The organism is Acinetobacter puyangensis (assembly GCF_900096995.1).
GTDB lineage: Bacteria > Pseudomonadota > Gammaproteobacteria > Pseudomonadales > Moraxellaceae > Acinetobacter > Acinetobacter puyangensis.
The window spans coordinates 334,952-357,296 of record NZ_OANT01000003.1 but is presented as its reverse complement, the minus strand read 5'-3'; the positions used below and the strand labels follow the sequence as shown (position 1 = coordinate 357,296).

The following is a 22,345-nucleotide window of genomic DNA, read 5'->3' as shown; positions in this document are numbered from 1 at the left end:
CCTTGAATTCTGTCTATAAAGCACTTATTACATAACAAAGAAAACGATGCCGAGAGAAATAACGATGACCCTTGCCCAAGCCACTTTACCCTTACCCCAATTTAGCGATTTAAATATCCATACACTTCAACAAGACATTGAAAAATTACTTGGACAAGGAAAGCAACAACTCGAACAAGTTCAACCTGCTACAGATTTTCAGCAGGCCTTAAATACGGTGGAAGGCTTTGATGTATTTGAAAATAATTTTAGCGAATTATTTGGTGTACTCTCACATCTGAATGCGGTGATGAATACGCCAGAATTACGTGAAGTCTATCAGGCACTCTTACCACAAATCAGTGATTTTTATACCCAGATCGGGCAAAACGAAACACTGTATCAAAACTATCAATATGTGGCCGATCAAACAGAATTTCAGCAATTACGTCCTGCACTGCAAAGTGCCATTCGTCATGCCATTAAAGATTTTAAACTCTCCGGTGTGGCATTAGCTGCCGATAAAAAAGCCGAATTTGCCAAAAATGCTGCACGTTTATCACAGCTTTCATCTGACTTTTCCAATCATGTTCTAGATGCGACACAAGCCTATGTATTGCCTTTGCAGGAATCACAATTACAAGGTTTACCAGAGAGTAGCAAAGCCCTATTAAAACAATATGGTCAAACAAAAGGTTTAACACAGGCTGCGGCAACACTGGATATTCCCGCATACCTTGCCATTATGACCTATGCCGATGATCGCCAATTGCGTGAAACCCTTTATCATGCCTATACCACACGCGCCTCAGAATTATCCGATCATCCGGAATTTGATAATGGTCTATTGATGCAAGAAATCCTGCAATTGCGTCAGGCACAAGCCAAATTACTGGGTTTTAACACTTATGCCGAACTGTCTCTGGCACGTAAAATGGCACCCGGTGTAGAAAAAGTACGTGAATTTTTACTGGATTTGGCCGAAAAAGCCAAGACGCCGGCCAAAGCGGAATTTGCAGAATTGCAGGCTTTTGCTGCGGAAGATGACATAGACACATTACAACCATGGGATACTGGTTATTATGCCGAAAAACTGAAACAGCAAAATTTCAATCTTTCACAGGAAGCCTTAAAACCGTACTTCCCAATCAATAAAGTGGTCAGTGGTTTATTTGCCATTGCAGAAAAACTTTATGGTATCCAGATTGTAGAAAAACAAGCCGATCTTTGGCATCAAAATGCCAAATACTATGAAGTCGAAGAGCAAGGCAGAATCATCGGTGGCTTTTACTTTGATCTTTATGCCCGTGATAGCAAACGTGGCGGTGCATGGATGAGTGGTTTCCGCTCTAAAGTCAAAGACCAGCATCAGGATCAAAAACCGGTTGCCTTTATGGTATGTAACTTTGCACCGCCTGTGGGTGACCAACCAGCACAATTAACCCATGATGAAATTACCACTCTGTTCCATGAATTTGGTCACGGTCTACACCATATTTTAACCGAAGCGGATCACATTGGTGTGGCCGGTACCCATGCAGTTGCTTGGGATGCGGTGGAATTACCTAGCCAGTTTATGGAATTCTGGGCTTGGGAGGCACAAGGTCTGGATCTGATCAGTGCCCATATCGAATCCGGTGAGCCACTGGCTAAAGATTTACTGGATGCCTTATTTGCTGCACGTTATTTCCAAACCGGTATGCAAACTTTACGTCAGGTAGAATTTGCCTTATTTGATTTAAATATCCATGATGCGGTACCTGTACCAGATGTGCAGGGCATTCAGCATATTCTGGATGATGTACGAGCCAATGTTGCGATCATCAAAACACCGGACTACAACCGCTTCCAGCATAGCTTTAGCCATATTTTTGCTGGTGGTTATGCTGCGGGTTATTATTCCTATAAATGGGCGGAAGTATTGGCCAGCGATGCGTTTGATCGTTTCGAACAGGAAGGTGTATTTAATCGCGAAACTGGTCAGGCATTTCGTCAAGCCATTCTGGCAGTCGGTGGACAAATTGAAGCACTGGATGCGTTTAAACAATTCCGTGGCAGAGAGCCAAAAATAGATGCCCTGTTGCGTCATAATGGTTGGACGATAAAAAACTAATCCGATAAACTAGATGCAGCTTAACCGTAGGAAATCATCATGACCAAACGACGCTTTATTGCTGGTGCAAAATGCCCAAGATGTCAGGCGCAGGATAAAGTCGTGATGATTACTACCGATACTGCCGAATGGATTGAATGCATCGAATGTGACTATAGTGAACGTAGACCAACTGAAGAAGAGTTTAAAGAAACTGTAGTGCCAGATGATATAGGGGTAATTCAATTCAAACCACGTCAAAAATAATGTCAATATTCAGGTAGCAAGATGCTGGGGAATTTCAAAATCAACAAAACGCTAGGCATAGTTTATGCACTATTGACCATTGTTATTTTTATTACGATTTTTGCCTATTTTTATCTCAATAAGCATTCAGAAGCAACACCAGATCAGACAGCAAAACCGGCAGCAATACAGCCACAAATCAATGATGAAGAATTGGCAAAAATTGCTCAGAATACGATATCTAATGCGCAAAGCTCCGAGCCAGAAGGCTTAATTGATGATTCGATTCTCACCCAACCGATTGCTGAAGATCCTGCACTGATTAAAGATGAATTAAAACAGTTAGAAGATATCCAAAGCCAGCTCAAAGAACAGAAAGATATTCTAGAGCAACAGCATCATGATGCAGATCAATTAATTCAGCTTAAAGAGCAACAACTGGCCGATCTGGAAAAACAGCTTACTTCACAATAAATCAGTCGATCACTTTCTTTATATTTTATCATCTCACACGTTCATGGATTTACTTTAGAATGTGAGATGACCTCGATCTATGCTATCCCCCATGAATCAAAACTCAAACCTGCGTGTTGCCTTATTGCTTTTGGCAAGTTCGGCTTTTTTATTTGCCAGCATGGGTGTCTTAATTCGTCTGGCTTCAATTACCGTTGACAACGCCACTATCGTATTTTTCCGTAATGCCATCGGCCTGCTATTTATTCTCCCACTGGTATTGCGTTCAGGTGTTAATAATCTAAAAACCACAAAATTATGGATGCATCTGTGGCGCAGCGTTATTGGTCTGATTGCAATGTATGGTTTTTTCTATGCCATTGCCCATATGAAGCTCTCCAATGCCATGGTATTTACCTATTCCTCGCCTATTTTTATTCCTTTAATTGCTTGGCTTTTTTTGAAGGAAAAAATGACGGTATGGATGTGCATCACGGCTGTTGTTGGTTTAATTGGCGTGTTATTTGTCGCCAAACCCAATGAAGGACTATTTAATCTATTGTCTTTGGTTGGTTTAGTGGCAAGTTTCTGTGCGGCAATGGCATTTGTTACGGTAAGAGCATTAACCGATACCGAACCACCGGTAAGAATTGTCTTTTATTTTTGTCTGATTTCAACACTGATCTCTGCAATTCCAATGTTCTGGCCTTGGCGCAGTTATAGCGTACAAGAATGGCTATATTTAATCGCTGCCGGACTTCTGGCGACATCAAGTCAGTTACTGATGTCACATGCCTATAAACTTGCACCAGCAGGCAAAATCGGTCCAGCAAATTATTTGGCGATTATTTTTGCAGGCCTTTGGGCGGCTGTTTTATGGCAGGAATATCCCGATTTCTATAGTTGTATTGGTTTTATATTGATCATGTTGGCGTTGTTGATGTGTTATCCCAGCATTCAACAAAAATTTAATCGTTAAAAAAACACCCCGAAAGTTGGAATTTCCAACTTCCTGGGTGCGGAGTTAAAAACTAGATTGTTATAATTCCCCTATCACTTTGACTACTGATACCAGCCAAATAGCTTAAACAGATAAGGTACATATGCCACGACAAAAAGTGCCGGGATCATCACCATCAATGGTAATATCCATCGCTCATATCGGTAGTAGAAAGATAGATGTTTGACTTCCGCATCCGCTTGGGCAACCTCGGCATCGCCAATCGCCTGCCTCGCCAATAACTGATTCAAGGCTACAGGTGGAGAAACATAACCCAACTCAAATGACACCAGTGCAATCATCCAGAAATGTACAGGATCAATACCATAGGCATAAGCCACAGGCGCAACTGTAGCGGTAATCAGAATCACAGCACCAAATGGATCCATGACCATCCCCACCAATACCATCATCACGGCAAGTAAAGTAATCGCCAGGAAAATACTGCTTAAATCGGTTGGCATCACATGCATGATTTCAACACGTTCAAAGAAACCTCCGACACTCACCGACAATGCCATCAGCACAATTAATGCACCAATATGACCAATCGTTTCATTGGTTGCATAACCAACAGATTTAAAGAAACCGATACGCTCTCTTGGTTCCGGTGAAGGTGCATTGGCCGTTTCATAATCCTGTAAGGTTTCATCCCAGTGTCCCACAGGTGGAAGAGGTTCCGGCGCACGGCGCAAGGTATCAAATAACACCAGTGCCAATAAGATAATCGGCATAATCACAGGTGCGGTAAACTCATTCAAATTGGTATCAAGTACTAGTTTATAAAAGGCCCAAACCAGAATACCAATCAGAATATAAGGCGATACTGGCACCAAGGCACGCGCAGAATTCGGCAATGCAATCGCAGGTGACGCAATACGAAACTTCTCTTTGGCCAGTATCAATGAAATGAATAAGAAAATTGTAGACGTTAATAAAAAGACATAGATCCCATAGTGATAGAGCAAGTCTGTCGTGACTTCCTTATTCAGCGAGGCAATCACCACAATCAATAAACATGGACGTAAAACCACACCTAAGGATCCGGACATTGCCGATGCTGCAATGGCATATTGACGACGACCACCCGCATTCCATACTTCACGGTAAATAATCGCACCGGCGGCAATCACAAAAATACCCGATGCACCGGTATAGGCGGTCGGTAATGCTGCGGCGAGCAGGATTAACCAAGTCAATGTTTCCGGGGCAAAGTTCCATGGACGTAAAATATTCAGGAATAAATCAACCACCCGCGTCCGTTTCAGTAGCATACCTGCCCAGATAAACAGTGATAAACTGAGAAAAATATTTGAAAACTCAATTAACTGGCCGAGATAAATTGCCTGTCCCATAGGATAGTTCATAAAGAAACTAAAGGCTGAACCGGTCAAAATGGCCATATAAGCGTATAACGGCACACTCAGCAATGCCAAGCCAATCGAACGATGGGTTGTGGTTGCTACGGGTGGCTTAATCATTTTGAATAAACTGATCAGACTGAGCAAACTAAATAAGATCATCCAGATCCAGTAAATGATTTGTAAGCTTGGAGCGACGTCTACACCGGCATTCATCGCCGACTGATATTGAAAAATAGATGCACTCAGCAAAAATAAATTACCGAGGATCATAAATACACCATACACTTTATAATCAAGCTTGGACGTTGGTGCACGTAGTCCAATATGATGCGTATTCAGAGTTGCCATAATCGCTGCAATGGCAAACATCACCATCAATAATAACGCACGATATTCGGTTCCAAATTTAAAAATACCAAAGAACGTGGTTTCAAATGCACGATAGGTCCGTACACTCGGATTATGTTCAATATGTTTTAATGTTTGTTCATAAAATTGGTATTTTTCTTCACAGGAAGCTTGAGCCGCCACCAAAGAAGCACGAATTTCTTCTGGAGAAGCCACACCAAAAAAATCTGCAAACTCGTCATTTTTATTGGCAGCCATTTGCTTTTGAACTTGCGCATCAATATTGATATTACGCTCACAGCTCGGTTGTTGTGGTTCAGCTCGCAAGAATGAATACTGCATTCCTGTATCTGGATCACCATAGAGTTGTTCGCCCATGCGCAGCAATTGCCCATGGATCATCTCGCCAGTACCAATAATGAGGGTCAAAACCAAAAGGAAAAAAATAACGACTGTAGACAGCCATTCATAGCCATTCTTTGGCTTGCCATGATCCTGTTTATCTAAAGCATTCTCTTGCATAAGCATCCCACTTTTTTATGCACACTATGTCTTTCAATAGCCTGCTCTTATTGTTGTCCTACGATCTTGCTGTCCATTTCGGCATAGATATGCCTACGCTCACTCTGCCTTAAATCAAACCTTAAAAAAATAGCTTTAAAAGCACTTTACAAAAATTATTTAGTCAATTGCCTAGAATCTATTTTGGGGTTTTTATTTTTAAATATCATCAAAAGAATAAATAACAATACACTGATTCCAACGCCCAACTGATGCGCTTCAATCAATACAGGACTGCCAATTAAACGTGCTGTTGCGGATAACTCACCCACAATCGCTTCCCACAGCAACTTGATGATTAAACCGAACAAGATCAAAAGTGCAAAACCACGCTCTTTACCATCATTTAGACTGACCAGTGCAGCCATACAGTACAAACCATGTAATACACCGGAAAAACCTGCATACAGTTCAATATTCGGATAAGCAAAATAAAAAATTAAACTGAGCACTAAAGGTAATAAAATTACCAGACCTAACAATATTGAGGTTTTAATTTTCGGAAAAATAAAAGGTAAGCAGACAAAAGCAATCATATTCAGCAAATAATGCATCCATCCAACATGGACCCAATGCGCTGTCAAAAACCGCCAAGGTTGCGATAACATCTCAAATTTTGAATAGATAAACCATTCAGGTTTGATTTGAAGCATTGCAGCAAGGATGATACTTGCTGCAATAAAGCGTATTTTATGGTGTTGTTCAACAGACATCATATTTTAACAACATCAAGGTGCTTCGGATTCTTGATCAATAGATTGATCGGATTCAGAATCCTGACTTTGGTCCTGATCAATTTCTGGCGCTTCCTGCGCTTCTTCTATTGGTGTTTCATCTGAAGCGGGTGTCGATGTATCATCACCGAATAAATCAATGCCAAGACCGCCTAAACCATCATCAGGTGTTTCATCCCAAAAGGTCGTATAACCACTGTCATCGGTCATACGCACGCCAGTATTTTCAGTCCAGTAGCGGTCGGCAATAGCACGAACCATCAAACCAGCCATAGTATTTAGTAAACGATAATCTGGATTAACAGCTTTATCCTCACCAAGAGATTGACCATAGCTACGTAAAGCGTCACGAATCCGGGCATTATCACCGCTGGCTTGTGCAGCAACTGCATATAAAGCATGTGATAAGCGTACGCCGCCACGTTCACCCAACTGCATAGATTGTTTTAAGGTTTGATAAGGTTCGGGTTTGTTATCTCCAGCCCCCGGTAACAGTGTCCAGATCACCGCACGTGTTGCATTCGGTGCGCCCCAGAACTGGGTATTATCCAGGCAGGCCATTCCGCGCTCAACAATCGCCGCAATATCCTTGGGAACATTGACCTGACCACCAGAATTAATATCATTGGTTACGGCCTGTAATCCACTTAACATACCGAGCAAATAAACTGTTTTATCCAGATCTTTTTTCATACTTGGACAAGATTCGCCCAGTTTAAAACGATATTTACTTTCCCACGTTTCGGCAAAAAGCAAGTAACCACTATATTGACGTTTGGCCGCCAAAGCAGCCCAGCGCTTTTGTTCCACTCTGGCATCCTGTGCCTCTGTGACATTGCCGACCTTAGAAGAACGAATATAACGTAACTCGGATTCCAGTGCATGACTTTCTGCACACAAACCCGCAGCAGAATACATTAATACCGCCATACGGGTTGGGTCTGCACCCATATCTTTAGTTGACATAATTGCCGGTGTCAAGGAATTACCCGTTGCACAGACCATATCGGCATCGTCCATCGCCAGAATAGGCGGAACAATATGATTTTCTGCAAAACCCAAACCTACATTTGCACCGGTTTTGACCACATATGAACAACCCGAAAAAGTAACTATCGTTGTCACAGCAAGCGCCACACCTTGGCACATTTTTTGGACTTTAGACATGTAGACGTCCTCTATCTAATCGTTTCTTGATGAATGTCCTTTTATCACACATTAACAAAGAGTATTGCGCATGAAAAGACCACTTTGCCAGAAATTCTGCGCAATAAAGTCAATCGCCTGACAACGTCCCATGACTGCTGCTAATTTTTTATTCTTTTTTAATAAAAAACAAGCCTATGGGAGAATAGGCTTGTATGGATTTGAGAGATGAATAAAGCTTAAAGAAACTTTTCACGACGTGATTTTTTCATTTCATGTGTGATACTTTCTCTTAAAATTGTTCCAGCACGGCCAATGACAATGGCTAAAACAATCGCGATTGCAAGAAATGCATAGGTAGGAATCACCATGTTATACCTCCAATAGAAAAACATCTCAGTTGATGTATGAACTAACATAGCAATATTTATCGATGAAACCCCCAGTTTTGTTTGACAATTTTTTAAAGGCGATTAATGGTTAAATAAATTGTTAGACAATATATTTTAATGCTTAAAATTCAAATTCTTATATTATTTAAAACAGCTTTTTGTTGAACAAAAAAATGGGGAATATAATTTATCTTAAATAAATAAAACGTTTCAACATCTGCCATTGTTTTAAATTCAACTGATCACGGGCAATACAGATGGATCGTGATTGTTGCCCATCTTCATCAACAAAATGTAAAAACATAAAATAACCCAACTGCTGTACAGCGCTTAACTGCATGGGCAGACAAGTCTTGGATTGCAGTTGCAGGGTCCAGATATCATCGCTCAGATATGCCAGTTGAGCGATCTGATTTTTATCGCGACATACATATACCAGCGCCAGCAATATGGCTATCGCAGCGTAAAGTAGTATTGACTGTAACATCATTGCAGCCAATACGACAAAACACAGCAATACCACGCTGTGCAGAAAAAATTTTAGCAGGCTTGGTCTTAAGTGAAAATATAAAAGTTGATAGCTCATTGCTCATGCAATTGTTTTTTCAGTTTAATAATGAGTGCTTTTAATTCTGGCTTCGGCGGTTCATCAACCATCATAAACCAATCCAGTAAATCCGGATCTTCCTGCTCAATAAGCTCGGCAAATAAGGCTTTCTCTTCACTTGATGCAGTAAGATAATGATTTCTGACATAAGGATCAAAATAAATATCGAGCTCTTTTAAACCACGTCGAGAACGATAAATGACCTTGCGCTCTTCCAGAGTAGGTTCGTACGACATCCTATTATTCCTTGACCATACATAGCAATTTGAATTGTAACGCAAGCATGCTTCTCTTCTCTAGTTAAATCTTAAAAATAGTTAAGGCATAAAATAGGGTCTGTTGACATTTGATAAATAGATTGCGTTGTAGGCTAAAATTTCTTCAGACTAGGCACAAAGCGAAGGCAATGGCTATTCCCTTGTCGAGCTTTGTAACGACGTATGGGGGAATTTTAGCCACAACCCTTTGGGACAGGGTTGTTTTTTGACACTACTACGTTATGAATAGTTTATTTAGAATAACTAAATTTCACTATTCATGCCTTGTATTGCCTAAAAAACAACTACTGTCGCAATCATAGACGAAATGTCAACAGACCCTAATCTCATTTTGGCAAAAGTTACCAATAAAAAAAATAAATTGAGCAATCCGCATATTGCAGCAGACAACAAAGTATTTTTTACTGCAATTCAATATGCGCTTATATCGATACAGGAAAAAACAATGTCTGATGGAATGATTCGCCCACTTGCCAATATGTTGCCTCGTCATCTATTCGATCCGGAACATGATGCCTTCCGTGAAACTGTACGTCGCTTCTATCAAAAAGAAGTGGTGCCGCACATCGAAAAATATGAACAACAGCAACATGTTGATCGTAATCTATGGAACAAGGCAGGTGAATTAGGCTTATTATGTACCACCATGCCTGAACAATATGGTGGTTCTGGTGTAGATCGTCTTTACAGTATGATTCTGATTGAAGAACAAGCCTATGCCATGGATTCAAGTACTGGATTTTCCTTACATTCCGATATTGTCGCCAATTATATTTATAATTTTGGCAACGAAAGCCAAAAGCAAAATTGGTTACCCAAAATGGCCACAGGCGAGGTAATTACTGCCATCGCCATGACCGAACCCGGCACTGGATCAGACTTACAAGCAGTACGAAGCAGTGCTGTACTCGATGGCGATGATTATGTGATTAATGGTTCAAAAATCTTTATTACCAACGGCTATCTCTGTGACATGGCGATCGTGGTCTGTAAAACCGGCAACCATGAGAAAGGCGCTGCCAATTTATCCTTATTCATTATCGAAGCGGACCGTGCAGGCTTTAGTAAGGGGCAACCATTAAAAAAAGTTGGCATGAAAGGACAGGATACCTGTGAACTGTTTTTCGATAATGTACGTGTTCCCAAAGAAAATTTACTCGGCAGCGAAGGTATGGGTTTTATTATGCTCATGAAAGAGCTGGCTTGGGAGCGCATGATTGTTGCCATTATCTGTCAAGCCGGTGCAGAAGCAGCTTTTGCCCATACGGTACAATATACCAAAGACCGCAAGGCATTCGGCAAAGCGATTGCCACCTTTCAAAACACCCGTTTTAAATTGGCCGAGCTGCGTACCGAAATTGACTTTTGTCGGGCTTATCTGGATCGCTGTATGCAGCTCCAATTGGAAGGCACACTTACAGTGGAAGCCGCCGCAGCAGCAAAGTATAAGATTTCCGAGATGTATTCCAAAGTTGTTGATGAATGTGTGCAGTTACATGGTGGATATGGCTATATGCTGGAATACCCAATTGCCCGGGCCTATATCGACAATCGGGCCAATCGTATTTATGCAGGGACCAATGAAATCATGAAAGAATTGATTTCTCGCAGTCTATAATCCTAATGTGGCGGTGGTCATCATCGCCACGCTAAACCACTGTTATCCATTGATAACCAGCCATTAACATAAATGATGTAACTGCTATACACCACTAATGTCGATTATTTTTTATACTTATAATTAAATCATTGCAAAATGAATGATTTGCTTAAAGCCATTTTAATTTTTAGCCATAAGCGAGAACAACATAATGACGACAATATTTGAAGCCTTACGAGAGAGCCACGAGCGCCAACGTGACCTGTGTGACAAACTGGTTGAAACCCATGGTGATACCACAGAACGACACAAGGTTTTTACCGCACTTAAACATGAACTCTATGCTCATTCCGTTGCAGAAGATCGTTATTTGTATATTCCTTTGATGTTCAATGATACCGGGCTGGATATCTCACGTCATGCGCTGGCCGAACATCACGAAATGGATGAGTTGGTGGAAAAACTGGAGCAAACTGAATTTAGCAATACCGGCTGGTTAGCCATTGCCAAACAATTGGCCGGTGTGGTTCATCATCATTTAAAGGAAGAAGAACACGGTTTTTTTCAGCAGGCAGGGAAAATTCTTGATGATAGTGAAAAGGAAAAACTGGCAAAAAAATACTTACAGGAATATGAGAAATATCTTGCCGAAGCTTGATTAATTTTCACGCAAACGCTACATGACTGTTCTCGAACATGTCATGTAGTTGATCCGCTTTCCCCTTGTTTTGGTGTTTGATAATAATTTCTGATACTTATACCAATCGAAGCCAGCATAATACAAAATAAAGCAAACCATTGTAATGCAGATAAATGCTCATTTAATAATAACAATCCGGCCAGCGCAGCCACTGCCGGAGACAGGCTGGTAAATGTGCCATAACTCAGCCGATTTAGATATTTTAATGCGTATAAATCCAGTGCATACGGAATTGAAGTCGCCAAAATTGCCAGCACAGCAGCATATCCCCAATACTGTATATTTAAAACTCCCTGCGCATTATTCCACAAACCTACAGGTAACCAGATCAGTGCAGCAAGGCCAATGGCTAACGTCAAACTATGCATGCCTAAATTTTGCCGAATCACTTTTTGTCCAAAATAAATATACAATGCCCAGCAAAAACCAGCACCCAGCGCCAATACCACGCCGAGCCATGAAATATTATCATGACCCGACCATGGCATCAGCAGAACCACACCAATCATGGCAAAGATGACCCAAATCACATCGCTTTTCTTTTGCACGGCAAACAACGCCAAACCTAACGGTCCGACAAATTCCAGACCGACTGCAATCCCTTGTGGCAATAACACCAGAGCATGATAGAACATCATGTTCATACAGCCCAGAGCAAAGCTATAACACAACAAGTTACGCCATTGCATATATTTTAATTTGACAAAAATACGCCATGAACGCAGCATCAACCCGACAAAAATACTGGCAAAGCATAAACGTAATACCGTTACCGAAGTGGGATCAAGCACCGTAAATAAATATTTTGCAAAGGAAGCACTGAGCTGGTATGCCAGCATGGAAACCAGCATACACAACATGGCAACAAATTGATGGGAGGTATTCACAGAATTTTAATCGTCACAATATTTAACGCCACAATATTTTGATGCAGTATATCGAAATTGCCTGTTATTTTCAGTGTCAATAACTCAAATTAAAAAACCACCTGATCCAGAGATCAGATGGTTTTAAGTACAAATATTTTTAGCTGAAACAGCATATAAAAGTATTTAGAACAATACACGCACGCGAATTGTACCTTCAACATTGTGTAAGGTATCCAACGCTTCTTGTGAAGCAGATGCATCAACATCCATCACCAGATAACCAACATCACCACGAGTCATCAATTGCTGACCGGAAATGTTGATGCCATGCTCGGCGAATAGACTATTGATTTTAGACAGTACGCCCGGAATATTTTTGTGGATGTGTAATAAACGGTGTTTGCCTTCGGTCAATGGTAAGGCAATTTCCGGGAAGTTGACTGCCGATAAGGTCATGCCTTTATCAGAATAAGCAACAAATTTCTCAGAAACTTCAAGACCAATATTGGCTTGCGCTTCCATGGTCGAACCACCAACATGCGGGGTTAAAATCACATTTGCCAAACCACGCAATGGTGATTGGAACTCTTCACCGTTGGCTTTTGGTTCTTTCGGGAATACATCGACTGCCGCGCCGGCCAAATGACCAGATTTAATCGCATCAGCCAAATCCTCAATCACCACACAAGTACCACGCGCAGCATTGATGAAGATTGCACCCTCTTTCATTTGCGCAAATTGATCTTTGGTAAAGAAATTACGTGTAGATGGTACATCAGGCACATGCAGGGTTACTACATCGGCATTGGCAAGCAATTCGCCCAATGAACCCACTTGACGTGCATTACCAAGCGGTAATTTGGTCACCACATCATAATAAATCACTTTCATACCCAGACTTTCTGCCAATACAGAAAGCTGTGAACCGATTGAACCGTAACCAACGATCCCCAAAGTTTTACCGCGGGTTTCAAATGAACCGACCGCAGATTTTTCCCAACCACCCGCATGCGTGGTTGTAGATTTTTCCGGAACACGACGCAATAACAGAATCGCTTCTGCAAGTACCAGTTCGGCCACCGAACGGGTATTGGAATACGGTGCATTAAATACCGGAATACCGCGAATCATCGCAGCATTTAAATTCACCTGATTGGTCCCGATACAGAAACAACCCACAGCGATCAATTTATTTGCCGCCTCAAAGACTTCTTCGGTCAGTTGAGTACGTGAACGAATACCGATAAAATGTGCATCTTTAGCAGCTTCTTTTAAAGCTTCGCCTTCAAGTGCAGTTTTACGATAGTCAATATTGGTATAACCCGCAGCGTTTAAAGTATCAATAGCGTTTTGATGAACGCCTTCTAATAACAAGAAACGGATTTTATCTTTTGGAAGTGAAAGATGTTGGCTCATTACGGCTCCGCTACAAAGGCCAAATTATTTAGTCGCAGTATGATAACATATTGCTCATAACTTGTTTAATTGTTATTAGGTTCATACGTCATGAATGCCCCAGTCCATATCTCTGAAGATTTTTTAACCTCGATTCGTAGCATTGTTGGTGAACAACGTGTCAAAACCGACCATGATAGCTTGATGACATGGGGCAAAGACCATACCAAGCATTTCGACCCAAACCCTTCTGTTGTGGTGTTTCCAGCCACTACTGAGGAAGTTGCCGAATTAGTCAAACTTGCCAATCAATACCATATTGCCATTACCCCATCGGGTGGGCGTACCGGTTTATCAGCGGGTGCTGTTGCAGCCAATGGCGAGATGGTAATTAGTTTGGATCGCATGAATAAAGTACTAAATTTTTATCCAGCCGATCGCATGGTCCATATTCAGGCAGGCATGATCACCGAACAATTGCAAAATTATGCCGAAGAACAAGGCTTTTATTATCCGGTTGATTTTGCCTCAAGTGGCTCTAGCCAGTTAGGTGGCAATATCGGTACCAATGCCGGTGGAATTAAAGTAATTAAATATGGCATGACCCGTAACTGGATTCTGGGTTTAACCGTTGTCACTGGTAAAGGTGATATTTTGCATCTCAATAAAGGCATGATTAAAAATGCCACTGGCTATGCCTTGCAACATCTCTTCATCGGCGGTGAAGGTACACTGGGTATTGTCACCGAAGCAGAAATAAAACTGGAACGACAACCACATGATTTACAGGTGCTGGTGCTCGGTGTTCCCGATTTTGATGCCATCATGCCGATTCTACATGCTTTTCAAAGCAAAATTGATTTGACTGCATTTGAGTTCTTTGGTGAACTTGCCATGCAAAAAGTGCTGGATAACGGCCATGTACAACGTCCATTTGAAACCGCATGCCCCTTCTATGTATTGCTTGAATTTGAAGCGCCATATGAGCCGATCATGGATAAAGCCATGGAAATTTTTGAACATTGCATGGAACAGGGCTGGGTACTTGATGGCGTGATGAGCCAGAATCTGGAACAGTTACATAACTTGTGGCGTTTGCGTGAAGATATTTCCGAGTCGATTGCACCCTTTATCCCGTATAAAAATGATATTTCTGTGTTAATTACTCACGTTCCTGCTTTTATCAAGGAAATTGATGACATCGTCACAGCCAATTATCCGGATTTTGAAATTTGCTGGTTCGGGCATATTGGTGATGGCAACCTGCATTTAAATATTTTAAAACCTGCCGATTTAAACAAGGATGAATTCTTTGCCAAATGTCAGGTCGTCAATAAATATGTATTTGAAACCGTGAAAAAATACAATGGTTCGATTTCTGCCGAACATGGTGTGGGGATGACCAAAAAACCTTATCTGGGTTATAGCCGCAGTGCCGAAGAAATCGAGTATATGAAAGCCCTGAAAAAAGTCTTTGATCCCAATGACGTAATGAATCCTGGGAAATTATTTGATCTTTAACGGTTGATTTATTTAAAATAAATCTCTAAAACGCATCGATAGATGCGTTTTTTATTTTTAGGAATATAAAGTGAGTTTAGAAGGCTACATTTCTTTTAGTTCAAATCAGTTATATGCTGATTATGTAGATTACTATTGGAATGAAGATACGATTAAATATATCAGTATGATGTTAAGAGTAAAAATTGATGAATTTTATCACTCTTTTAAAGTTTCATTCATTGATCACTCACCTTTAATATTAAATGAACAGTTGCATTGTTACGCAAGCTTTATGATTAATGAAGATCAACTTTTAATTTCTAAAAAAATTGAAGTCTATAGTTTGAAAAATCAGTGTATTGGTTATATTTATTTTGTACACCAAAATTAAATTACTTTATTTAATTGGCTAAAGATTCAGCACAATGGTATTAAAATGAACATCGATCAAGAAATCCAAAATCTATTCCAATGCCGTGATGATACCCCACTATTTTATATTGAAAGTGGCAGTCGTCTATGGGGCATGGCAAGTCCTGACAGTGATTATGATGTGCGTGGTTTTCACTTACCCTCGAAAGCACAATATTATGACTATCGTAAACATCGTGATCTGATTGAAATTATGGATGGTGACTTTGATTTTGTCTCTTATGATCTGGATAAAATGTTTGGATTATTGGCAAAAAGTAACCCCACTGTATTGGAATGGGTTCGGGCACACATCGTTTATTTAAATGATTTTCCTGAATGGGAAAAAAGTTTAAGAAAGGTTTGCTGGAAAAAATTGATTATTGTGCTTTATATCATCACTATATTTCCCTTGCCAAAGGTGGCATAAAAGTCATGCAGACTGCGGAGAATTTCACCTATAAAAAAGTATTTTATTCGATTCGTGGCTTAATGTCGGCAGAACTGGCAACGCAGCACATCATGCCAGAATTATTGATTACCCATTTATTTGAACAAGTTGATCAAGAGGATCCTTTACGCCATTGGGCAGAAGATTATCTGGAGATTAAAAAGCAACAACAAGAAAAAGCGCAATTGCCTAAAAATGAACAACAATTGATTCTAAACCTATTGAATGAAAAAATTGAAATTCTGTCACACTCAATACCGCAAAAAATGCATCAGCCTGAACAGTTACAGCAGTATTTAACGGAATATAGTATTCATCTTAAAGAATATTTTTATAAATAAATTCTTTCAGGATTATTTAATCTCCAACGCCAGTAAGGTACGACGTAGATTTAATAATTCAGGTAAAGTTTCCAATAATAAACTGATTTGTTTTAGTACCAAAAGCATATGTTCAGATAAATTGTCCTGTGTACTTAAATCCTTAATTTGCTGTAATTTCTCACCGATCTCATGTTCTGGCAAAGGCTGTTGATCCAGCAATACTGCGATTAAGGTATTTTTACACCAAATCATCAAATCCAGAATCTGTTGATCCTCGATCCGCTCACGGTCACTACCCAATGCCGATACATAGCTTAACTGGCTATGACTATACACCAGATAGCGAAATGCAGAATGAATCAATTGCTGATCGGGATTAGGTTCGGTACTTAAACTGGAAATCATCGAAGACAGTTCGGTTTGCGCATCATGTGCATAACGTCTGGCTTTACGATAATCAATACTGTTGGTTTTGCCATGCTGATATTGCTCCACCACTGCATCAAAATAATCCAGAGTGGCTTTGCTACTTTTTTTAATGGTGTTGGAAATATTTCGAAAATTCCAATCCGGCCAGATAAAATTCACCGCAAACCAGGCAATTAAACAGCCGAGAATGGTATCAATAATACGAGGCAAAATCACCGCATAGCCTGCCCCTTTAAGGTTAAAGATCAAGAGTACCATGAGGGTCGCCATCAAAGTGGCAATCGCATATTTTTTTGCACTGAGGTAGAAAAAACATACCCCAAAAATAATGGTAAGGAATAATTGCCCTTCTACACTCGGCACAAAATACAGAATTGGAATACCTAGAATCACCCCCAATAACGTACCCAGCGTACGCATTTTCAGTCGACTTTTGGTGGCAAAGTATCGCATCTGACAAACAAATAAACTGGTCAATAAAATCCAGTAGCCATTTTTGGCAAACGGTAATAAGGAAATCAATGACCCTACCGCAAAGACAAAGGCAATACGCACCGCATGTCGGAATAATGCAGATTCCGGACTTAAGTGTTGTTTTAATTTAAGCCATAAATCGTGGTGATCGTGAATATCATCATCGAGCAAATTTAAGTTATCAATATGTTGCTGATAACGCTGCTGCTGACTATGCGATAAATCCTGCAAATTGTATAAATCGGCATGCACACTTTTTAAATTGTTTAAAATCAGCTGTAAATTTTTAACTTCGATATTATGTGGATTCTGCCGAATCCAGTCAGCCATTGAACTTTCCAGATTATGTAAGGCATTGGTTTGATCGATACTGGGCTGATAACGTTGATCATGCAAAATACTTTGCGCCAGTTCCTGACATGCCAATCCCAGTAATCGCACATTTTTTTGAATACGGAAAATTAAATCAGTACGACTAAAATTGTGCTGAATCTGCTCATAATGCAGATAATTGGCACTCGCCTGTTCGTGGATATCCTGCGCCAGAAAATATAAATTCAGCCAGTAAATGGTATGTTTATTGGCACGAGAGGCTTTTAAGCGTGTCAATAAAGAGGCCTTGGTCCGATTAAAACTTTGTACCACATCAGCATTTTTAATGGATAAATCAAACAATAAAGCCTCGACATTGTCCTTATTGTCAGGATCAAATAGCTTGGCTTTGGCAAATAATAATTCGGCAATATGTGCAAAACTTTGTGAAAGATTATCCTGTACCGCCTGTGTCGGCTTGATCAAATAGAAAATAACCGAAGTAAACCCATACCAGATCACGCCGGCAACAAAACATAACGGCTGAAAATACCAGACATGATATTCGCCCAAACCAAACATGGTATAAATCGATAAAAGAATGGTGCCAAAAGAAATGGTTGCGTAACGTTGCCCTAAAGCCCCCATTAGAATCAGGGCTGCACTAGACAAAGAGAGATAAACAATAAATAGAAATTTATAAGGATAAAGAAAATGTAAAATGGTGCTGACAGTAAAAAATAAAACACAGACAACACCCAAATTGCGTAAGCGCAAACTCAAGCGATCATCAAAATCTGTTAATGCTGTAGCAATTGCACCGAGTGTGACCGGAACAATCCATTCCACATAGCCGGAAAAATACAGCCCAAGCGTGGTCCCTGTCAGAACAATCAAAATCTGTAGACAGTAAATCAAGGTGGAATTTGATTTAAATTGCTGAAATAACTGAATTAAACTATTCACGATAGAATACGATGCAAAGTCAATTGCTGTGATGATCTCAGCCTGAACTGTTTTATTCAGTCTGTCAATTTATGCTTTGTCATGACCAAAGATGATGTCGTTCCGATTGTGTATAACATAGGAGTTATCCACAATCTGTCCGGTTTAGGCCATTTCTTCATCCAGAAAGCTGTCGGTATTAATTTGATTTTGAGGAAAGGCCAAGGCCTGATTGATATATAAATTAATCAGTTTCTTACGTGAACCAATCGAACGTTGATAGAAACTGGAATTGAGTAACAGGCTTGCACCAAAGGTCAATGACCAAACGTAAGATGAATAATCACGAATCGAGATATCATAATTCATCACTTTAAGATATTGCTCAATCATGTCACGAATACACAGAATCCGTTCCTGACGGACACGGTACAGCTCATCAAAAGCCAGACTCGATTGCGATACCGTCATGGTCAGATGTTCTTCAATCTGATGTAAAATAATGGTTTTTTTCGGATCAAGTAAATGATAAAGCATATACCGCGGAATATATTCCTTGATATCATGATTATAGTTTTTTGATATTTCTAATACTTTATTTTCATTTTCAATAATCAGATGCATCAATAATTCATTTTTACTGGAAAAATGTTTATAGAGTGTGCCTTTGGCAAGGTCCAGCTCTTTGGCAATTTCATCCAGTGTAAAATTTTGGTTTTCCAAGAGTAAATTTTCTGCAACCCTGACAATTTGTTGCTCTCTTTCCTTATAAATTTCTTGCCGTTGTAGTTTCATAAATCATCCGAACACCCAAAGACTTAATGCTGAAATATAGCATTTTTTAAAGTTAGATGTTTAGAGAAAATCGGAGAATGTTTGCCATGCCAAACGTCCAATCAAAACGACCAATAAGGCTAAAAACAGCTTACGAATAAAATGTGTCCCATATTTAAATGCCATTCTGACCCCAATCACCGAACCTACCATATTGGCAACCGCCATAATTAAGCCCAGTTGCAGTAAAATATGCCCGCTAGGAATGAAGAACGACAATGCTGCCAAATTAGTCGTAAGATTTGCCATTTTAGACAAAGCAGAAGCATGTAAAAAATCAAAACTCAAATAACGAATAAAGAAGAAGATAAAAAAACTGCCTGTACCAGGTCCAAACACTCCATCATAAAATCCAATACTGGCAGCACCCAACATGGCGAGAATACAGCTTTTTTTAGACCACGCAAATTGTTGATGCAAAATCCCAAATTGCTTTTGTTTAAAAGTATAGATGGCAATTGCAATCAACATGATCAAAACAAAGGGGCGTAATACCTGTTGTGGCAATAGACTGACACAATTTGCGCCAAGTAGAGAAAATGCACCGGCAAATACCGCAACGACACCTACCAGTTTAAAATTAAACGGTACCCGACGCGCATAATTAAATGCAGATGTTGCGGTACCAAAAATTGCCGCCAGTTTATTGGTCCCAAAAATGGTTGCCGCAGATGTATTGGGATAGAAGTTCATCAAAGCAGGAATTTGAATCAAACCACCACCACCGACCGCAGCATCGATCAGCCCTGCGGCAAAAGCAAAAAATACCAAAGATATAACTGTTACAAAATCCACAACCACCTCAATTCTGAACTCATACGCCTGATCTTAGGCCAGATTTAAAACCCGTTGTGGAATTAAACGTCCATACTGATTGACTTTTGCCAGCCCGAGACACAGTCCAGAAAAAAATACCAGTACAGCTTCGGTTTCTGGAAAATCAACATTACTTTCCTGACCATTACGGAAATATTTAACCCGTTCTTCGGCAAGTTCCAACCGCGGTAAATCTTGTACCGGAGCAAAGGCTGGCAACAATAATGCATCACGCTCAGAGTCTTGCAGACTTTCCAGATAGTCAATCGTCATTTGCGGATTTAACTCAAAATGCCCTGTTTGTACCCGATGTAGATAGGTTAAATGCCCAAACGTTGCAAGTGCTTTGGCAATATCCTCACCCAGTACCCGAATATAGGTCCCTTTTGAGCAGGTCACATCCAGCGTTAAACTATTTTCATTAAAACCTAATAATTCAATTTGATAAATCGTGATTGGACGTGCCGGACGGTCAATTTCAATGCCCTGACGTGCCAGTTCATACAAGGGTCGACCATCTTTTTTCAGTGCCGAATACATCGGTGGCACCTGTAAAATATCACCGGTAAACTGGCTCAATACCTGCTGAATCATGTCTTCATTCAGTGATGGAATATCTGCTTGCTCAAATACTTCGCCTTCTACATCACCAGTGGTGGTGCTATGCCCAAGGGTAATTGTGGTCTGGTAGCGTTTACTGGCATCAAGAAGGTAGTGCGAAAACTTGGTCGCTTCACCCAAACAAATCGGTAACAATCCCGTTGCCAGCGGATCCAGTGCACCAGTATGGCCAGCTTTATGCGCACGATACAACCAGCGAACTTTTTGCAAAGCAGCGTTGGAACTAATCCCCAAAGGTTTATTTAACAGAAAAACGCCATGGACATGGCGGCGAACATTTTTTGACATGGTAAATTGACTTCCATCTTTGAATGGCTATGGTAACAAATCTGCGCTGTTGTTTTGCGAATTTTACTTTCGCCAGCTTACTTTTTATGGCAAATTATTAAAAAATTGACTCAAACAAGGATCGTTTGTATGTCGGGTAAAAAGCGCAGCCCTGTATTTCTATATACCGTGATGTTAATACTTGTGCTCGTGAGTGTGCTTATCTTCTGGCTTCGCCCTAGTAATAGCCAGCAAACGCTATTCAGTCCTACATCTCAATCCGATCAGCAAGCGCATGATGCTAATCAGCCGAGCCAGATTGTCCAACACCAGACTGCCCCCGTATTAAGCCCGAGCCAGCAAGATACCGAAATTAACTGTCAATTACAGCTTGATGCCAGTCATCGACTGATTGTTAATGCACAAACTCGGGATTGTTTTGAATATTTTATTTCACAATATGGCGAAGCCAATCTGGATGAAATCAAGACACGTTTTATCGCTTATGCACAGCACAGTTATCAGCAACCTGCATTAGCACAAATTATCGATTTATGGACACGCTATATTGAATATCGCAAACAACTCGGTGAATTAAAACCACCCGCTGGCGATCCGCAAAGTGCACAATATTTAAAAGAAATTTTTGCAGCCACAGAAAATTTACGCAAAAAATTCTTTTCTACTGCCGAAATCGCTGGTCTTTTCAATACTCAAAATGTTTATGATCAATACACACTAGATCGAATGGCAATTTTAGAACAAACCACATTATCTGAAGCAGAAAAAGCCAAACAATTAAATGCACTATTTCAGGATCTACCGCAAGACTGGCAGGAAAACATTCAACAGCTTTCGGTATTGGAAGATTTAAGACAACTTACCGCAGCACTGAAAGCCCGAGGCGGTACGGCCAACGAACTTCATCAGATGCGTTTAAATCTGGTGGGTGCTGATGCAACCAATCGACTGGAACATCTGGATGTCGAGCGTCAAGACTGGAAAGGCCGAATCAACCAATATCTCACAGACAGGGATTCTATTCTCAACAGTGGCTTAAGTGAGTCGGGCAAGCAACAAGCGATTGCACAGCTTCAAACACAACAATTCGCAACCCAACAGGAACAACTGCGTTTACAGACATTCGAATCGATCCACGATAAAGGGGGAACATTACCATTTGCTGAATAGTTGC

21 protein-coding genes and 1 pseudogene are annotated in these 22,345 nt (G+C 40.4%); 10 read left to right on the top strand and 12 right to left on the bottom strand.

All coding sequences use genetic code 11. The features are described 5' to 3' along the window. Positions 1–64: 64 nt before the first annotated feature. The 4 genes from CRO21_RS08190 to CRO21_RS08175 all read left to right on the top strand — a co-directional run bounded on the left by CRO21_RS08190 (position 65) and on the right by CRO21_RS08175 (position 3,749). Positions 65–2,092 carry a M3 family metallopeptidase gene (locus tag CRO21_RS08190; RefSeq protein WP_097078830.1) on the top strand — a complete coding sequence of 676 codons (2,028 nt, stop codon included), beginning with the start codon at positions 65–67 and terminating at the stop codon, positions 2,090–2,092. A gap of 36 nt (positions 2,093–2,128) precedes the next feature. Next, on the top strand, positions 2,129–2,338 hold the full coding sequence (locus tag CRO21_RS08185; protein WP_097078829.1) for a YheV family putative zinc ribbon protein: 210 nt from the start codon (positions 2,129–2,131) through the stop codon (positions 2,336–2,338). Between the two features lie 21 nt (positions 2,339–2,359). Then, the gene (locus CRO21_RS17695) at positions 2,360–2,791 is read left to right on the top strand and encodes a hypothetical protein (protein ID WP_228150391.1); all 432 of its coding nucleotides are present in this window, start codon (positions 2,360–2,362) and stop codon (positions 2,789–2,791) included. Between the two features lie 91 nt (positions 2,792–2,882). Next, positions 2,883–3,749 carry a DMT family transporter gene (locus CRO21_RS08175; RefSeq protein WP_228150390.1) on the top strand — a complete coding sequence of 289 codons (867 nt, stop codon included), beginning with the start codon at positions 2,883–2,885 and terminating at the stop codon, positions 3,747–3,749. An 83-nt stretch (positions 3,750–3,832) separates the two neighbouring features. On the opposite strand, the gene CRO21_RS08170 is transcribed toward CRO21_RS08175, so the two are convergent. The 6 genes from CRO21_RS08170 to CRO21_RS08150 form a co-directional block, all read right to left on the bottom strand. Continuing rightward, positions 3,833–6,004, bottom strand: a complete 2,172-nt coding sequence (locus tag CRO21_RS08170) for a TRAP transporter large permease subunit (RefSeq protein WP_213064408.1) — start codon at positions 6,002–6,004, stop codon at positions 3,833–3,835. 155 nt (positions 6,005–6,159) lie between these two features. Continuing rightward, a complete protein-coding gene (gene rrtA, locus CRO21_RS08165; protein ID WP_378234925.1) occupies positions 6,160–6,759 on the bottom strand; it encodes a rhombosortase in 600 nt (199 codons plus the stop codon). A 12-nt stretch (positions 6,760–6,771) separates the two neighbouring features. Next, on the bottom strand, positions 6,772–7,944 hold the full coding sequence (locus CRO21_RS08160; protein WP_097078826.1) for a hypothetical protein: 1,173 nt from the start codon (positions 7,942–7,944) through the stop codon (positions 6,772–6,774). A 218-nt stretch (positions 7,945–8,162) separates the two neighbouring features. Further along, complete coding sequence (locus tag CRO21_RS17800) at positions 8,163–8,294, bottom strand: hypothetical protein (RefSeq protein ID WP_265734856.1); 132 nt, start codon at positions 8,292–8,294, stop codon at positions 8,163–8,165. Between the two features lie 208 nt (positions 8,295–8,502). Continuing rightward, positions 8,503–8,901 (bottom strand): protein YgfX, encoded by a 399-nt coding sequence (locus CRO21_RS08155; protein WP_097078825.1) that lies wholly within the window; start codon positions 8,899–8,901, stop codon positions 8,503–8,505. Further along, the gene (locus CRO21_RS08150) at positions 8,898–9,158 is read right to left on the bottom strand and encodes an FAD assembly factor SdhE (protein WP_097078824.1); all 261 of its coding nucleotides are present in this window, start codon (positions 9,156–9,158) and stop codon (positions 8,898–8,900) included. Before CRO21_RS08150 ends, CRO21_RS08155 begins: the two co-directional genes overlap by 4 nt. 487 nt (positions 9,159–9,645) lie before the next feature. On the opposite strand from CRO21_RS08150, the gene CRO21_RS08145 reads away from it, so the two are divergent. Both CRO21_RS08145 and CRO21_RS08140 read left to right on the top strand, forming a co-directional pair. Further along, positions 9,646–10,818: an acyl-CoA dehydrogenase family protein gene (locus tag CRO21_RS08145; RefSeq protein WP_097078894.1), complete on the top strand. Its 1,173-nt coding sequence runs from the start codon at positions 9,646–9,648 to the stop codon at positions 10,816–10,818. A 193-nt stretch (positions 10,819–11,011) separates the two neighbouring features. Further along, positions 11,012–11,458, top strand: a complete 447-nt coding sequence (locus tag CRO21_RS08140) for a hemerythrin domain-containing protein (protein WP_097078823.1) — start codon at positions 11,012–11,014, stop codon at positions 11,456–11,458. 41 nt (positions 11,459–11,499) lie between these two features. Here the strand turns inward: CRO21_RS08140 and CRO21_RS08135 are convergent, their stop codons facing one another. Both CRO21_RS08135 and serA read right to left on the bottom strand, forming a co-directional pair. Further along, positions 11,500–12,360 (bottom strand): EamA family transporter, encoded by an 861-nt coding sequence (locus CRO21_RS08135; RefSeq protein WP_097078893.1) that lies wholly within the window; start codon positions 12,358–12,360, stop codon positions 11,500–11,502. A 192-nt stretch (positions 12,361–12,552) separates the two neighbouring features. Beyond that, on the bottom strand, positions 12,553–13,785 hold the full coding sequence (gene serA, locus CRO21_RS08130) for a phosphoglycerate dehydrogenase (protein ID WP_097078822.1): 1,233 nt from the start codon (positions 13,783–13,785) through the stop codon (positions 12,553–12,555). A gap of 90 nt (positions 13,786–13,875) precedes the next feature. Between serA and CRO21_RS08125 the strand changes: the two genes are divergently transcribed. The 3 genes and pseudogenes from CRO21_RS08125 (at position 13,876) to CRO21_RS08115 (ending at position 16,470) form a co-directional block, all read left to right on the top strand. Further along, positions 13,876–15,285, top strand: a complete 1,410-nt coding sequence (locus CRO21_RS08125) for an FAD-binding oxidoreductase (protein ID WP_097078821.1) — start codon at positions 13,876–13,878, stop codon at positions 15,283–15,285. Between the two features lie 70 nt (positions 15,286–15,355). Further along, positions 15,356–15,658 (top strand): hypothetical protein, encoded by a 303-nt coding sequence (locus CRO21_RS08120; protein ID WP_097078820.1) that lies wholly within the window; start codon positions 15,356–15,358, stop codon positions 15,656–15,658. A 45-nt stretch (positions 15,659–15,703) separates the two neighbouring features. Beyond that, positions 15,704–16,470: pseudogene (locus tag CRO21_RS08115) on the top strand (nucleotidyltransferase domain-containing protein). A gap of 12 nt (positions 16,471–16,482) precedes the next feature. Here the strand turns inward: CRO21_RS08115 and yccS are convergent. The 4 genes from yccS to truB form a co-directional block, all read right to left on the bottom strand. Further along, a complete protein-coding gene (gene yccS, locus CRO21_RS08110) occupies positions 16,483–18,633 on the bottom strand; it encodes a YccS family putative transporter (RefSeq protein ID WP_097078819.1) in 2,151 nt (716 codons plus the stop codon). A 144-nt stretch (positions 18,634–18,777) separates the two neighbouring features. Next, entirely contained in the window at positions 18,778–19,407 is a 630-nt protein-coding gene (locus CRO21_RS08105) for a TetR/AcrR family transcriptional regulator (RefSeq protein WP_097078818.1), read from the bottom strand. 60 nt (positions 19,408–19,467) lie between these two features. Then, complete coding sequence (locus CRO21_RS08100; protein WP_097078817.1) at positions 19,468–20,241, bottom strand: sulfite exporter TauE/SafE family protein; 774 nt, start codon at positions 20,239–20,241, stop codon at positions 19,468–19,470. Positions 20,242–20,274: 33 nt separating this feature from the next. Further along, entirely contained in the window at positions 20,275–21,171 is an 897-nt protein-coding gene (truB, locus tag CRO21_RS08095) for a tRNA pseudouridine(55) synthase TruB (RefSeq protein WP_097078816.1), read from the bottom strand. Positions 21,172–21,300: 129 nt separating this feature from the next. Between truB and CRO21_RS08090 the strand changes: the two genes are divergently transcribed. Beyond that, positions 21,301–22,341: a lipase secretion chaperone gene (locus CRO21_RS08090; RefSeq protein WP_097078815.1), complete on the top strand. Its 1,041-nt coding sequence runs from the start codon at positions 21,301–21,303 to the stop codon at positions 22,339–22,341. The last annotated feature ends 4 nt before the right edge of the window (positions 22,342–22,345 follow it).

Bases quoted from the DNA above. Each gene is read 5' to 3' on its own strand.
- CRO21_RS08190 (WP_097078830.1), top strand. From the start codon at position 65: ATGACCCTTGCCCAAGCCACTTTACCCTTACCCCAATTTAGCGATTTA.
- CRO21_RS17695 (WP_228150391.1), top strand. From the start codon at position 2,360: ATGCTGGGGAATTTCAAAATCAACAAAACGCTAGGCATAGTTTATGCA.
- CRO21_RS08175 (WP_228150390.1), top strand. From the start codon at position 2,883: ATGAATCAAAACTCAAACCTGCGTGTTGCCTTATTGCTTTTGGCAAGT.
- CRO21_RS08170 (WP_213064408.1), bottom strand. From the start codon at position 6,004: ATGCAAGAGAATGCTTTAGATAAACAGGATCATGGCAAGCCAAAGAAT.
- rrtA (WP_378234925.1), bottom strand. From the start codon at position 6,759: ATGATGTCTGTTGAACAACACCATAAAATACGCTTTATTGCAGCAAGT.
- CRO21_RS08160 (WP_097078826.1), bottom strand. From the start codon at position 7,944: ATGTCTAAAGTCCAAAAAATGTGCCAAGGTGTGGCGCTTGCTGTGACA.
- CRO21_RS17800 (WP_265734856.1), bottom strand. From the start codon at position 8,294: ATGGTGATTCCTACCTATGCATTTCTTGCAATCGCGATTGTTTTAGCC.
- CRO21_RS08155 (WP_097078825.1), bottom strand. From the start codon at position 8,901: ATGAGCTATCAACTTTTATATTTTCACTTAAGACCAAGCCTGCTAAAA.
- CRO21_RS08150 (WP_097078824.1), bottom strand. From the start codon at position 9,158: ATGTCGTACGAACCTACTCTGGAAGAGCGCAAGGTCATTTATCGTTCT.
- CRO21_RS08145 (WP_097078894.1), top strand. From the start codon at position 9,646: ATGTCTGATGGAATGATTCGCCCACTTGCCAATATGTTGCCTCGTCAT.
- CRO21_RS08140 (WP_097078823.1), top strand. From the start codon at position 11,012: ATGACGACAATATTTGAAGCCTTACGAGAGAGCCACGAGCGCCAACGT.
- CRO21_RS08135 (WP_097078893.1), bottom strand. From the start codon at position 12,360: ATGTTGTGTATGCTGGTTTCCATGCTGGCATACCAGCTCAGTGCTTCC.
- serA (WP_097078822.1), bottom strand. From the start codon at position 13,785: ATGAGCCAACATCTTTCACTTCCAAAAGATAAAATCCGTTTCTTGTTA.
- CRO21_RS08125 (WP_097078821.1), top strand. From the start codon at position 13,876: ATGAATGCCCCAGTCCATATCTCTGAAGATTTTTTAACCTCGATTCGT.
- CRO21_RS08105 (WP_097078818.1), bottom strand. From the start codon at position 19,407: ATGAAACTACAACGGCAAGAAATTTATAAGGAAAGAGAGCAACAAATT.
- truB (WP_097078816.1), bottom strand. From the start codon at position 21,171: ATGTCAAAAAATGTTCGCCGCCATGTCCATGGCGTTTTTCTGTTAAAT.
- CRO21_RS08090 (WP_097078815.1), top strand. From the start codon at position 21,301: ATGTCGGGTAAAAAGCGCAGCCCTGTATTTCTATATACCGTGATGTTA.